Origin of the sequence: Kurthia zopfii (assembly GCF_003143955.1) — a bacterium.
GTDB lineage: Bacteria > Bacillota > Bacilli > Bacillales_A > Planococcaceae > Kurthia > Kurthia zopfii.
On sequence record NZ_QFVS01000022.1, the window covers coordinates 1 to 12,748 of the forward strand.

15 protein-coding genes are annotated in these 12,748 nt (G+C 36.0%); 3 read left to right on the top strand and 12 right to left on the bottom strand.

Annotation, left to right across the window (positions count from 1 at the left end):
• Positions 1–226: 226 nt before the first annotated feature.
• The 5 genes from bshC to DF281_RS08980 form a co-directional block, all read right to left on the bottom strand.
• Positions 227–1,840 carry a bacillithiol biosynthesis cysteine-adding enzyme BshC gene (gene bshC / locus DF281_RS08960; protein WP_109349916.1) on the bottom strand — a complete coding sequence of 538 codons (1,614 nt, stop codon included), beginning with the start codon at positions 1,838–1,840 and terminating at the stop codon, positions 227–229.
• An 81-nt stretch (positions 1,841–1,921) separates the two neighbouring features.
• Positions 1,922–2,296, bottom strand: coding sequence for a DUF3397 family protein (locus DF281_RS08965; RefSeq protein WP_109349917.1), 375 nt, complete (start codon positions 2,294–2,296; stop codon positions 1,922–1,924).
• A gap of 85 nt (positions 2,297–2,381) precedes the next feature.
• A complete protein-coding gene (locus DF281_RS08970; RefSeq protein ID WP_109349918.1) occupies positions 2,382–3,137 on the bottom strand; it encodes an enoyl-CoA hydratase/isomerase family protein in 756 nt (251 codons plus the stop codon).
• A 162-nt stretch (positions 3,138–3,299) separates the two neighbouring features.
• Positions 3,300–3,473 (bottom strand): 50S ribosomal protein L32, encoded by a 174-nt coding sequence (rpmF, locus tag DF281_RS08975; RefSeq protein ID WP_109349919.1) that lies wholly within the window; start codon positions 3,471–3,473, stop codon positions 3,300–3,302.
• 24 nt (positions 3,474–3,497) lie between these two features.
• The gene (locus DF281_RS08980; protein WP_109349920.1) at positions 3,498–4,031 is read right to left on the bottom strand and encodes a YceD family protein; all 534 of its coding nucleotides are present in this window, start codon (positions 4,029–4,031) and stop codon (positions 3,498–3,500) included.
• 126 nt (positions 4,032–4,157) lie between these two features.
• Between DF281_RS08980 and DF281_RS08985 the strand changes: the two genes are divergently transcribed.
• On the top strand, positions 4,158–5,399 hold the full coding sequence (locus DF281_RS08985) for a nucleotidyltransferase (RefSeq protein ID WP_109349921.1): 1,242 nt from the start codon (positions 4,158–4,160) through the stop codon (positions 5,397–5,399).
• Here the strand turns inward: DF281_RS08985 and DF281_RS08990 are convergent.
• From DF281_RS08990 to DF281_RS09005, 4 genes are all read right to left on the bottom strand, one after another.
• Positions 5,376–6,422: a SepM family pheromone-processing serine protease gene (locus DF281_RS08990; protein WP_240605532.1), complete on the bottom strand. Its 1,047-nt coding sequence runs from the start codon at positions 6,420–6,422 to the stop codon at positions 5,376–5,378. The two genes, DF281_RS08985 and DF281_RS08990, sit on opposite strands and share 24 nt — an antisense overlap.
• Before the next feature lie 180 nt (positions 6,423–6,602).
• Positions 6,603–7,097, bottom strand: coding sequence for a pantetheine-phosphate adenylyltransferase (gene coaD, locus DF281_RS08995; RefSeq protein WP_109349922.1), 495 nt, complete (start codon positions 7,095–7,097; stop codon positions 6,603–6,605).
• A gap of 4 nt (positions 7,098–7,101) precedes the next feature.
• Positions 7,102–7,665 carry a 16S rRNA (guanine(966)-N(2))-methyltransferase RsmD gene (gene rsmD, locus DF281_RS09000; protein ID WP_109349923.1) on the bottom strand — a complete coding sequence of 188 codons (564 nt, stop codon included), beginning with the start codon at positions 7,663–7,665 and terminating at the stop codon, positions 7,102–7,104.
• A 26-nt stretch (positions 7,666–7,691) separates the two neighbouring features.
• The gene (locus DF281_RS09005; RefSeq protein WP_109349924.1) at positions 7,692–9,116 is read right to left on the bottom strand and encodes a hypothetical protein; all 1,425 of its coding nucleotides are present in this window, start codon (positions 9,114–9,116) and stop codon (positions 7,692–7,694) included.
• A gap of 54 nt (positions 9,117–9,170) precedes the next feature.
• Here DF281_RS09005 and DF281_RS09010 point away from each other — a divergent pair, with 54 nt between their 5' ends.
• Positions 9,171–9,560: a DUF7147 family protein gene (locus DF281_RS09010; protein WP_109349925.1), complete on the top strand. Its 390-nt coding sequence runs from the start codon at positions 9,171–9,173 to the stop codon at positions 9,558–9,560.
• A 74-nt stretch (positions 9,561–9,634) separates the two neighbouring features.
• Here DF281_RS09010 and DF281_RS09015 read toward each other — a convergent pair whose 3' ends face one another.
• Positions 9,635–9,907 carry a YlbG family protein gene (locus DF281_RS09015; RefSeq protein WP_109349926.1) on the bottom strand — a complete coding sequence of 91 codons (273 nt, stop codon included), beginning with the start codon at positions 9,905–9,907 and terminating at the stop codon, positions 9,635–9,637.
• A 134-nt stretch (positions 9,908–10,041) separates the two neighbouring features.
• Between DF281_RS09015 and DF281_RS09020 the strand changes: the two genes are divergently transcribed.
• Positions 10,042–10,947 carry a glycerophosphodiester phosphodiesterase family protein gene (locus DF281_RS09020; RefSeq protein WP_109349927.1) on the top strand — a complete coding sequence of 302 codons (906 nt, stop codon included), beginning with the start codon at positions 10,042–10,044 and terminating at the stop codon, positions 10,945–10,947.
• A 227-nt stretch (positions 10,948–11,174) separates the two neighbouring features.
• On the opposite strand, the gene DF281_RS09025 is transcribed toward DF281_RS09020, so the two are convergent.
• Both DF281_RS09025 and DF281_RS09030 read right to left on the bottom strand, forming a co-directional pair.
• Positions 11,175–11,621 (bottom strand): YlbF/YmcA family competence regulator, encoded by a 447-nt coding sequence (locus DF281_RS09025; protein ID WP_109349928.1) that lies wholly within the window; start codon positions 11,619–11,621, stop codon positions 11,175–11,177.
• Positions 11,622–11,681: 60 nt separating this feature from the next.
• Entirely contained in the window at positions 11,682–12,737 is a 1,056-nt protein-coding gene (locus tag DF281_RS09030; RefSeq protein WP_166636113.1) for a CAP domain-containing protein, read from the bottom strand.
• Positions 12,738–12,748: the final 11 nt, after the last annotated feature.

Below are 12,748 nucleotides of genomic sequence, written 5' to 3' on the forward strand. Positions count from 1 at the left end.
AGCTAAAAGAAAAAGGCGATAAGACCTTTATATCAGTTTTCGAGTTACCAACGGTAACCCTCAAACTGAACGGTATTCATCCCCCACTTATAGAAGATGGGGGAATTCTACCGAACAGATGTTAAAATAGATTCCCCACTATTTGAAGTTGGTGAAGTTCATCATAATTTCTTCCATAGAAAAAAGCCGATGAATACTCTCGTATCCACCGACTTTTAAAATTCAATTATAAATAAACGATTTGATGTTTATAACTTGTTTGCAAAGGTAGCGCCATAATGCCAGAAATAAAACCTTCTCCAAATTGATTCAAATACGGATACGGTGTATATACTCTTTCTTGGAAACCACCTGCAGGAAGTAATTCATTCTCCACTTGCTCAAAACGTTTAAATGCTACTGAATGCTTCAAACGAATATCTTTTTCAATTTGCTTCATTAAGAAATCAAATTGATGCTTATGGAATTCTAAATTCTTATCTACAATTCGTTCTATTTTAATTTCATGTTCTTTTAAGTGTTGCTGAATAACTTTGTATTGTTTTGATAGTAAGTTTTTCGCTTCTTCTATTGCAGTTTTCGCTTCTTGATCATAAATTTCTTCATCATACTTAGCTTTCAATTGGTTGACTGCACCATTGATTGCATCCGCTGCCGTAATTCCGATTTCTTGAAGATTCGCAACTGTTTCTCTCGTCACATAAGTAACATTCATTCTCGGAGTAAAGATTGGCACTTTCATTCCTAAAAGCTCAAAGCCATCTTTTAATGTCGCCCAATAAGCTAGCTCACCAGGACCTCCAACGAATGATAGTACCGGGAATACCAGGTCTTGCATCATCGGACGCGTCACTACATTATTACTGAAACAGGCTTCATCATCTGCTAAATCTAACATTTCTTCACGCGTAAACTTAACACCAATTGAAGAATTCATGAAGTAGCCGTCTTTTCTCGTTAATAAATGTCTCTCGCCATCTTTCACATAGAATAAGTTCGCTGCATTATTCGTCGCACCAATCGGTGAACCATAACCTAGTTCTTCCAAATAAGCTTCTCGCGCTGTGACAACTGCTGCAATTTCTTCAGAATGATTGATTAACGTTTTAAAATATGGCGCTTCGTAAGCTCTTAAATCAGCATCTGCCGCATCCATATACAATAATCCCTGCTCTTTAAATAGGCCATTCATTAATTTCACAAAGAATGTCGTGTACGTATCACTATTTTCAGCAACATGTAAAACATTAGCTAAAAGTTCTTTCGTGTATGCCGTTTCGCCAAATTGAATGAATAATTGCTCGATCCATTCATGAAGTGCTTCATAATTAAGATTAGCTGCTGAAGCCATCTTCTTCACGATACCATCTTCAGTATAAGTATGTTTAACTAAGCGATTACTTAACGGATAAAATGTATGGTTAATCTCATCTAAATCATGATCTTCACCAGCTACCCAAAATAACGGTACAACTGGAACACCTAATTTTTCTCGCTGTTCCTTCGCCAATAGTAAAACAGAAATTGCTTTATTAATCGAATACATTGGACCAGTTAATAATCCAGATTGTTGTCCACCAATTACGAGTACAGCATCTTTTTCTAATTCATCCAGATGCTTTTCGATTTTTGGCGTTGATTCAAGTTGACTCATATATTTACGAATAATTTTTGTTAGTTCTAATCTACGTACAGGATGGTTTTTTAAATCGCTTAATCGTTCTTCAAAAGAAGATTGCTCATTTTTAAAATGAAAGAAAGAGCCAATAGATTCTTTTTGGTCACGATAGTCCTGCAGTAATTGATTTGAGTTATTTACATAGAGTTGTTCCAATTTCATATGTTGCGTTCTCCTCTTCAAAACGATAGATAAATGAAGTATAGCATTTTTGTTCGATAATCCGAAAAAAACTGCTCATGATTATTGAATTAATTCAATTATTTTCATTATAACGAAACCTAGAATCGCAAATACATAAATTGAAGCCAATAAGATAAAAATCAATCGCCAAGACTTTTTCAACGCTTTCGAAACTTCATATTGTTCTCCACTCAATCTTTCGATCACTAGGAAAATAATTATTATAACTACCGCTCCTATAAGTGGCAACACCCTTACATCATAATCAAATAATAGAAAGACAATTTTTTGAATCGAAAATAGTAAAAAAAAAGTCGTAACATCTGAAGCAAAACGCACAGCTCGATTTTTATCTTTTTTCAATTTTTTAAATCCCCAGAATAAAAGCCCGAAAATGATAAACGGGCAAGTAATCAATATACTGAGAATCAACATGACTATACTCACTCATGACACATCCGTTCTCTTTTTTCTTACATTAGTATATTAATTCTGAGTTGTGATTACAAATGTCAGCTAATCACTTTTTCAAAAAACGATTTACTGCTTCATGGTGTGCTTCCAATTCCCATAGTTTAGAGCATTGAGAAACTTCTTCCATCACTCGTTTTTTCAAATCTTTTTCAGCCCATTTGCGAATTTCAATTTCTTTATACGCTTTATGGACACCAGGATTAATAGTACGCATATATTCAATAAATTGAGCGAGCGCTACTTCTCTGTCGCCATCATATACCTTCGTTGCCCAACCAACTTCTTCTAGTTGGCCACTATCATAAACTTGCGCGTCGATTAGCATTTTTAACGCTCGATCATGGCGTAACCCTCTTTCGAACAGATAAGTCGCTCCACCCCAGCCCGATGTAATGGCTAAAGTACCTTGTATAAAGCCACACTTCGCTTCTCTTGCTACAACGCGGAAATCACAAGCAGTCGCTATTTCACAACCGCCACCGACAGCCGCTCCATTAATTAGCGCAATCGTTGGCACAGGTAAAGTCGCCCACTCATATAAGATTTCAGCCATCTTACTTAGCATGCCGAATGCTTGTTGTTCTGTTTTCAATGAGTGAAATTCTGCTAAATCTCCACCAGAACAAAAAGCCTTTTCGCCAGCGCCTGTTATTACTAAAAATCTTACACTATTACTATTATGTACATATTCGATAACTTCTTTAAAGCCTTCCATCAGCTCTGTATTAATTGCATTTCTTCTCTCCGGTCGGTTCAATGTAAATACTAATACACCATCCGTCTCGTCAATTGTATATGTCATAAAGCCACCCCTTAAAATGAATTATTTACCATAAATTTATTTAAGCGTAACTGTTTTCACTACTTTCTGCAATTCTTTCTCGTTTAGAAAATCTTCATAATAAAAAAGACGGAAATAGAGCCATGGTCTCTACTTCCGTCTTTATAAGCGCAAATACTAGAATTATTTGCTTACTACTTCTTTACCTTTGTATGATCCACAAGCCTTACATACGTGGTGAGCTAGTTTTAGTTCGCCACAAGCAGGGCAAGCTACCATACCCGGTACAGCAAGTTTGATGTGTGTGCGACGTTGACGTTTCGCAGTTTTAGAAGTTCTTCTAAATGGTACAGCCATTGAATGGCACCTCCTTACAGATCTTTATTCATCTGTTTGATCAAAATACTTGGCCAAATCAGCCAGTCTTGGATCCACTTTTTGTTCGTCTTTTTCAGACTGTTTTGCTTCTAGCGCCTCATCCGTAGTGTATGACCATGAGTCATTCTTCGGCTGGATTGCTTGAGCGTCTTCCTTGAATACTTGCATCGGAATCTCTAATAAAATTAGTTCTTCTAATACAGGCGTGACATCGATAACATCTCCCGTTACAGGATGTATATTATCTTCTTCATTGTCGCCAGCCATTTCGCCCCATCTGAAAATTTCATCTGATTCGAAATCTAGCGGGAAGGTCACATCCTCCCAAGTACGTGCACAAGGAAGTACTAATTCACCAGTCACATGAAAATGACAGTTCATTTGCTCCGCACCAAAAGTGCAGAAGCCTTCTACGTGAACAGGTGTGATATGGCGAATATCTTTGTTACGAGCTATTACGCCATCCAGTTGAACAGTTTGATCAACTGGCATCCCGTTTTGGCGATATTTAGATAATTGTGGGATTGCCCATTTCATATATTATCACCTCAAGACAACAAAATTGATTATATAATGTGAAATAATAGATGTCAAGATATTTTCTTGTCACTACAATATAACTCTGCGTATAATCATAAGTACCATTATAAATGAGGTGAGCTAATGATTGCAACAGGAGTTATTGTAGAATACAACCCTTTTCATAACGGGCATCTACATCATATCAAAGAATCTCGACAAAAGACAGGTGCAGACGTTGTTATTGCGGTCATGAGTGGTCATTTTTTACAACGGGGTGAACCTGCTTTATTAAATAAATGGGCGCGTACCGAGATGGCACTGAAAAATGGTGTAGATCTCGTAATCGAATTGCCATACCCTTTTGCAACAGGGTATTCGCAGGAATTTGCTCACGGTGGTGTGGCCTTACTTGAAGCGTTAAACTGTAAATTTATATCTTTTGGTAGCGAACACGGCTCAATCGAACGTTTTAAAGCGACCTACAACGCTTTTAACGCGCATTCAGATGAATTAAATAAAACTATCCACGAATCAGTTAAAAGCGGTATAAGCTACCCTCAAGCGTTAAATAAAGCACATCAACATTTAGAACAAAAATACAATTTACAATTACTCGACTTGTCGAAACCTAATAATATTCTCGGCTATCATTATTTTGAAGAAATTCAAAAACAACATGCACAAATCGAAGCAGTGACAATCCAACGAATTGCGGCTGGTTATCACGAGCAAATCGATGTACAAAAAAATATCGCGAGCGCCACTGGCATTCGTAAAGAACTTTTTGAAAATAAAAAAATACATGCCATTGAACAATTTTTACCTTCCAAATCGTATTCCATTTTGGAAAACACTTCGAAATTCGTAAATTGGGATGATTATTATCCGTATTTACGATTCACAATTTTAAGATTTACTGCAACACAGTTGCAAGAGTACGTTGATATTACTGAAGGTATTGAAAATTTACTCATTCAAGCAGCAAAACAATGCGAAACTTTTGAACAGTTTATGCAAAAAATTAAGTCGAAGCGTTTTACTTGGACGAGATTGCAAAGAATGCTCACGCATATACTTACGGGCTACACGAAGGAAATGAAAGAAACGATTCAATCGCCGTCGTACATTCGCGTGCTTGGCATGACAGAGCAAGGTCAAAAATATTTAAAAGAACAGAAGAAAAATATTCAACTACCAGTAGTAAATAAGGTCGGAAAGGATTTCGAAAATCTTCTAATGCTTGATATCCGTGCCACTGATTTATATATGCTTGGTTCTTCACAAGGACAGATCGGCATGGATTTTAGAACGCCGCCTATCCGCATACAAAAAAAGCTGACTTATAAAAGTCAGCTTTTTTTATTTTTCTGGAAGTTCTTTTAAATAATCAAGTGCATCATCAAGCGTTTTAACTGGTACAATTTTCATTTTCGTGCCAATTTTTTCAGCAGTTTTCTTCGCTTCATCATAGTTCGGCACCATATCTGGCACTGCTTTTTTCAATTCCGGCGAGATTTCATCATCCGGCGCAAAGAAAATATCCATACCTTGCTTATGTGCAGCTATTACTTTTTTATCGATTCCACCAATTCGTCCGACTTGACCATTTTCCAACATCTCTCCTGTACCTGCGATATTGTATCCTTTCGTCAAATCACCTTTCGTTAATTGATCGATCATCTCTAACGTAAACATCATCCCAGCAGAAGGTCCTCCGATTTTTTCAGAGTCTATTTTCACTTCTGGCTTCGTCGTGATGGACTTACTATCCGTAAATGTAATTCCTAAGCCTATTCTTCCTTTTCCGCCTGGAATTTCAGCAAGTTTCACAGATTTCTTCAGTTTTTTATCATCGCGCGTAATCGCTAAAGTAACCTCGTCACCTTTTTTCTTTTTACTTAAGTAATCGACTAATTGTTGATGTTTAATAATTTCTTTGCCATCAATTGATGTAACTTCATCTCCCGACTGTAAAATTCCTTCTGCGGCAGATTTTTCAACGACATAAATAACATAAACGCCATTGTAATTCACTTTATACTCATTACCTGTTGTTTTGTATGCCATATATTTCGCATTAAATTGTGAGTCTGACATTAACTTTAATTGACGCTTATTATATTCTGCATCGCTTTCTTCAGGTGCATGTACCTCATCTTCTCGCATTATATCCTGTTCATCTGAAAACTTCGCTCGAATGTATCGGAATGGAGTTGCTGGAGATAATGCAATCGTCATCATGTTTAATGTCCCATCACTTTTCGTATCCGCATGGTCTACTTTGACATAATCCGTTAGTCCATATGCTTTACCAGGCGACATTATGTAGTAATTTAATGGATACATTAAAAATACAATTGCAGCCGTTATGACCGTCATCCATGCTATAAATTTTTTCAATGACATTGCTTCTCCTCCTTTTTTAAATAAATGGACGTTCTCTTCCTTAGAAAGTTCATTCTTTATTTTATCACTATAAGATGCAATTTAACTAGTAGAAACATCTATTATTAGAACAAATGTTCCGTTTTTAAAATATTCATATAAAAAAGGTAAACAATCTACTATGACTGTTTACCTAATCCATTATTTCTTTTTACTAAACTTAAATTTTTCGTCCAACGCATCTGCAACTACTGGTGGAACCAATTTAGCGATATCCCCACCGTATTGCGCCACTTCTTTTACGATACTTGAACTAAGGAATGAGTTTTGATTTTTCGTCATGATGAAAAATGTCTCAATTTGCTCATCCAAATATCTATTCATCGAAGTAATTTGCATCTCATATTCAAAATCGGAAACTGCTCGAAGGCCACGAACAATGACATTGGCATTTTTAGATTTTGCATAATGAATTAATAATCCTGAAGATGATTCAACTCGTACATGAGGCATATCTTTAACGACTTCACGAATAAGCGCCATACGCTCATCTACATCGAAAAGTGGTTGTTTAGACGAATTATTCATCACCGCTACATAAACGACGTCAAATACGTCTGCAGCTCTTCTAATGATGTCTAGGTGACCGTTTGTGATTGGATCAAAACTTCCTGGGACTACTGCGATTTTATCCATTCGTTTACCCTTCTCCCTCAATCATACGGTAGAACGAAATAATCGTACTACCATATTTTTCTTCGCGATACTTTGTAAAACTCTCGACTTCATCAGGCAGTTGCAATTGGAAATCATGTTCACACACGATAATACCGTCCTCGGCGATGACATTATTTTCGATAATATCCTTCACTAAATCATAGTAACCGTGTTTATTATATGGTGGATCTAAAAAAATTAAATCTGCTTGGAATTCTCTTTTGATTAGTAATTTAAGCGCACGCGTTGCATCATTGCGATAAATTTCAGAATTAGACTCATATCTGCATTTTGCAATATTTTCTTTCAAGTTTTGGAATGCACGGCTATCCTTTTCGATGAATACACCATGTTCCATACCTCTACTCAACGCTTCAATCCCCAAACCACCACTACCTGCAAATAAATCTAACACAGTTCCATCGTGAAAAAAAGGTCCTAAAATATTAAATAGCGATTCTTTTACTTTATCTGTTGTTGGTCTCGTCGTATCACCATTAACCGCTTTTAATGGCATACCTTTTCTGTCACCTGATATTACTCTCATTGTCGTCACCGAACCTTATATTGCGATTATTTTCGTTCTGTTAAATTAATTCGATCATCTAAAGACTGATAATCTAATTGGAAAATTCTAATTAACCACGATTCTTCGATATAATAAGTTCCGCCAAATTTAACGATTGGTCCATTCCCATTGAAATTCACGCGCGAATGATCATCCACATAGAAATCATGGGATTCTCCTGGGAATCGTAAAGTACGGAATTTGTTTTTCACATAGTAACCGTTTTTCCCGATATTTGTCGTATATCCTAAATGACCTAACATTGGATTTGCGGCATACAGAATTTCGCCATCTTTTAAAATGATTTTTACATCGTCGATTTTTTGGTCATTTATATATAATTCACGTGTTTCTTCAAAAATTAGAGGTACTACTTCTTTTTTGTTCGCTTCATTCATTTGGAAGAAGGATGTTTTCGAATCCAATGTTTGACTTAATAGTTTATCTAAAATTGAAGAATCTACTGCTTTCCCTTCTAATTCAGATAATCCCGTTTTCCAAGCATTTTTTTGATCCGTGCTGAAGTACTCGTTTAAAGTTCGTACCATTTCCTTGCTCTTATCGCCGCCAATATTTTCACCAGTCGCAAATGACGCAACTAGATTTGGAATCAAGATAGATCCCGCTTGGAATTGATATTTTTCTTTTATTTGAGAAATTGCTACTTCTTTTTGTAATTCTTTTTTAGTTAATGTGTTTGTAAAAATCACTCGACTACCATTCGATTTACGATTTGATTCAACAATATCGATGTGGCCACTATTTAACATAGAAATAGAAGATACTGCTTTTTTCAAATTAGATTGAATTTTTTTATTTGAATAAACGGTTAATTCTTTACTATCGAATGATTTTTTAATTGGTTTTTTCGTCCAATATAACTCATAGACTCCACCATTTCCTTTGAAATATGAATAATCTACAAGCGTTAATGATTTCTCTCCGATTTTCGGAAGTCCAGTTACCCAATGGCCGCCTTTACGGTTTTCGTCCACAATTTGAAGGGATGTACTGTTCGGAATACCTTGTTTTAATGTGGCAAATAAATCCGTATACATTTTGCCCGATTGAATTCCTTTTTTGGATAAAGCAATTTTATAAGAAATAGATTGTTTTGATGTTTGTCCTGCTTTAAAACTATTTAGATTTTTTTCTAATCGATTACATTCATTTTTAGTTGTTTCATCTTTTGAACATGATTTTTTCTTACTCGCTTCTGGCCAAATGATGTGCATTTGTCGTTCAGGTAACCCAGAAAATGTTTGTTTAACAAGAAGATTGCTTCCTTTATGTGTCACTTCTATATCTTGTGAATAAGAATAAGCTTTTTCCTCTTTATTTGAGTTCGTCGAAAAAACATGATACTGAAACGACAGAAGAATGCCGTTTACAAAAATCAATATTGCAAATATAAGAGATGCAATTTTCATGTGCGTATCCTCCTGCATCATGTTACTATGTTTTAGGAAAGGAAGTGCAATAAAATGATCCAAAAATTTATCGAGCTAGGGCAAGGTTATGGTGATATTTTCGAACTTTGTGAAATTATGACGACGAATAAACATCGTATTCACCACACTTTTGCGTTTGTTTCTGACATAGATGGCAAAAAAGTAGCGTCAATCGCTGTCGCTTTAAAGCCGGTTGGCGAAAGCAAATTCATGCCAATCTATATTTGTCGTGAAGGGATTCCTTATGACAAAGAGAACCAATCAAAGCGTTTCTCAATTTTTGAAAACACTGTAAAAGAACTAGACGAATTATTGATCACTTTAGAAGTGAAAAATTCATCTGTTTATGTAGATGAACAGCTATACTATCACTACTTAACAGGAGTTCTTAGACTTTATCATTACATTCCAGCTATGTACTAGGAACAAATCCCCTAGTAACCAACATAGATAAATATGACTATTTTCTTTTTTTATCGACATGAACATAAAAAGGTTTATAGTCCAGATTTATAATCGTATTCTTTTGCCTTATCTGGTTTTGCATTTTCAAACTCTGAACTTACAAAACGACGATAAGATGGGACGACTTCTTTCACATATGGCAAGCGCGTTACTTTGCTCATCGTAGCTTCGATTTCATCCAAGTCACAGTAGATGACAACGTATTTCATTTTTCTTGAAATATAATGTACGTGGCCATATCGTCTTAAAGATTTCGCTTGTTTAAGATGATGCACGTAAACGATTAAACCTTGTCGTTCTTTCATTGTTTAAGCTACCCCCATTTCATAATTAAAGAATACCATAGTGAAGAAATTAGAATCAACCAAGTTTAAATGACAGATTCATACATTATCCGTTATAATAAAAGTAAGTAGTCTGCAATTAGAGGAGGACCAATATGGGAAAGAAAACAAAAGTAGCCATCGCAATTGCTGCAGCAAGCGCAGCGGCATGGGCAGGTTCGAAAGCACTTTCTAATCCACAAAAACGCGAAAACAAAACAGCACTTACATATGAGCATCCAATCGTACTTGCTCATCGTGGAGGTTCGCTATTAGCACCTGAATGCACAATGGAAGCCTTTGAAACCGCTGCTGAACTAGGTGTACACGGTTTTGAAATTGATATCCGACTTACAAAAGATGAGGAAATCGTAGTCTTCCATGACGAATATGTCGATCGCACGAGTGATGCGAGTGGGAGAGTTGCTGATTTTACATTAGCAGAATTAAAAGAATTTAATTTCGGGTACAACTTCGCTGACTTAGAAGGTTTTTACACTTTCCGAGATCAACCAGCTCGAATTATTACATTAAGAGATTTATTAGATCGCTTCCCTAATAAACTAGTAAATATTGATATGAAGGACGAACCAAATACTTACGAAGGTGGCTTAATGCCTTCTAAACTTTGGCGTTTAATTGAAGAATTAGGCGCTGAAGATCAAGTAGTTGTGACGAGTTTCCATGATGAACAAATTGATCGTTTCAATCTATACGCACAAAATCGTGTAGCACTTGGCGCTGGTGTTGGTGAAGTGCGTAAAGCATATACTTCATTTACAAGTCAATTTGGCCATTTATATCAACCAAAAGTAGATGTATTCCAAATTCCAACAAAATACGGCGTACTTCCACTAGACACTACTGGTTTCATTAATTTCTTAGATAAGTTAAATGTTCCAATTCATTATTGGACAATTAACGATGTCGCTGAAATGAAGCATTTAATTGCTCAAGGCGCAAAAGGGATTGTTACTGACCGCCCTGACCTTGCTATGCAAACACTATTTGAACAAGAATAATAATAAACCGTCAATCTGTTGTTTTCTATGACAGACTGACGGTTTTTTTAATTGATTAAAATTTATGCGCTATATTGAGCATTTTTTCACATCAATCCTTCGTTATTTCAGAAAGTTACAACGTGAATTGTTTTAAGACTCAACATATATAATAGAACCTAGCTTTCTTACTATTTGAATGCAGAAAACCCTTGAATAGATTCACTATTCAAGGGTTTTGTTAATGATTACGCAGAGCAAGAACAGCCTCCACCAGTGCCACAACTACCGCCACATCCACTATCACTAGAGAAAAACGGATTGCTAACTGGGACTTTTACTGAATCTGAAACCGTCTTGCCGACAAGTACGCCAATTTCATCAAGTAAATCTTGGAATGTCGTTTCTGCCATTCGTAAAGCACATATTTCTTCATCTAAATCAAGCGCACGTTTTTGAGCGCGAATAGACTTCATAATTGTCGAATAATCCGGATGATACTTACCGAATCGCTGTACATCCTCATACTGCTCCTTCATTTTTGAAAAATCCTGAATTTGCTGTACGAGTTGTTTATTCGAATAGACACGATTGCTCGCTTCTACTAATTGAAGGTATGGTTCAGAGGCATGAATCATTTCATTTAATTGATCTACCTCATCCAGAATCATTACCCATTCTGATGTCATTTTCATAAAATGCCTCCGTTCACTTCTATCATATCAAAAGGTGAGCATTTTGTAATTTTTTTAATCTCATTCTTCCGTTGTAGGAATTTCTCGCTCAATAAAAATCTGCGCATAGTTTTTTTCAAAAGCCGCGACTCCAAGAATCGTGTTCTTTTCATTCATTAAATCTTTTCGATGTTTATCAGAATTAATAATGCCACTCATCGCATCCGCTGCATCTGAATAATCTTCAGCGATATTTTCTGCCGCATCTTCAAATTCGATTTGATTATTTTCGAGTAATTTTTTCAAGGCTGTTTCTGGAGCGCTCGTGTTCGCTAAACTCTCCATTACGATGCCTTCAAGATGCTGCCTAGTCGCGATATTCACATCTTCATCTTCAATAAATGACTCCAATTCAACCGTTTTTCTAAATCGATTCGATAATTCAAATAGTTGTGTTGCATTTTCATTATTAATTTTTTGTTGATCAAATGAAGAAGGTTTCTTTGTCTCAATCATGTCACCGACGTAAGTCATATCATACGGCTGTTGTTTGACAAGTGTCTCCCCATCAATGAAACGAATTCCCATCAAAGTTTTATTCATTTTATCAAAGTATAACTGCGCAAAAACACCATCATACATTACTAATAAACGCGATTGTAAATCATCTTCACTTAATACTAATGTATAAATGCTCTCACCAATTTTAATATTAACCTCTGTATCTGTAATCGTATTACGATAAAGTTCATCCAATGTTTGGTTCAAAGTAAATGGCGCAAAATCGGCAATTGTCCCAGTCAAATAAATTTGATTGATCTTCCCTTTTGAAACACCTACAAGCATATATTGTTGATCCGTTGAATACACCCACCACTTAAAGCCATATTGTGAAGGCCCTTTCCTTACTGGCTCGCCTAGCTTCTCTTTGAGTGTTTGGACATCTTTCCCAATGTATGTAGACCAACCAGCTTTAGGTCGCTCTGAAGCGTCTCCTGTGATTTCTGGCACTTTTGTATTTGGAACAGTCTTCGTCGGCCCTTTTAATGGACTATTTTCATTCGCAGGCAAATTTAAGTAAAAGAAGCCAATCAGAAAAATGACTAATAAAAATAAAATTCGTAGCAATGATTTCAACTTCATATCTC

Excerpts from the sequence above, each read along its gene's own strand:
- bshC (WP_109349916.1), bottom strand. The coding sequence starts at position 1,840 with ATGAAATTGGAACAACTCTATGTAAATAACTCAAATCAATTACTGCAG.
- DF281_RS08965 (WP_109349917.1), bottom strand. The coding sequence starts at position 2,296 with ATGTTGATTCTCAGTATATTGATTACTTGCCCGTTTATCATTTTCGGG.
- DF281_RS08970 (WP_109349918.1), bottom strand. The coding sequence starts at position 3,137 with ATGACATATACAATTGACGAGACGGATGGTGTATTAGTATTTACATTG.
- rpmF (WP_109349919.1), bottom strand. The coding sequence starts at position 3,473 with ATGGCTGTACCATTTAGAAGAACTTCTAAAACTGCGAAACGTCAACGT.
- DF281_RS08980 (WP_109349920.1), bottom strand. The coding sequence starts at position 4,031 with ATGAAATGGGCAATCCCACAATTATCTAAATATCGCCAAAACGGGATG.
- DF281_RS08985 (WP_109349921.1), top strand. The coding sequence starts at position 4,158 with ATGATTGCAACAGGAGTTATTGTAGAATACAACCCTTTTCATAACGGG.
- DF281_RS08990 (WP_240605532.1), bottom strand. The coding sequence starts at position 6,422 with ATGTCATTGAAAAAATTTATAGCATGGATGACGGTCATAACGGCTGCA.
- coaD (WP_109349922.1), bottom strand. The coding sequence starts at position 7,097 with ATGGATAAAATCGCAGTAGTCCCAGGAAGTTTTGATCCAATCACAAAC.
- rsmD (WP_109349923.1), bottom strand. The coding sequence starts at position 7,665 with ATGAGAGTAATATCAGGTGACAGAAAAGGTATGCCATTAAAAGCGGTT.
- DF281_RS09005 (WP_109349924.1), bottom strand. The coding sequence starts at position 9,116 with ATGAAAATTGCATCTCTTATATTTGCAATATTGATTTTTGTAAACGGC.
- DF281_RS09010 (WP_109349925.1), top strand. The coding sequence starts at position 9,171 with ATGATCCAAAAATTTATCGAGCTAGGGCAAGGTTATGGTGATATTTTC.
- DF281_RS09015 (WP_109349926.1), bottom strand. The coding sequence starts at position 9,907 with ATGAAAGAACGACAAGGTTTAATCGTTTACGTGCATCATCTTAAACAA.
- DF281_RS09020 (WP_109349927.1), top strand. The coding sequence starts at position 10,042 with ATGGGAAAGAAAACAAAAGTAGCCATCGCAATTGCTGCAGCAAGCGCA.
- DF281_RS09025 (WP_109349928.1), bottom strand. The coding sequence starts at position 11,621 with ATGAAAATGACATCAGAATGGGTAATGATTCTGGATGAGGTAGATCAA.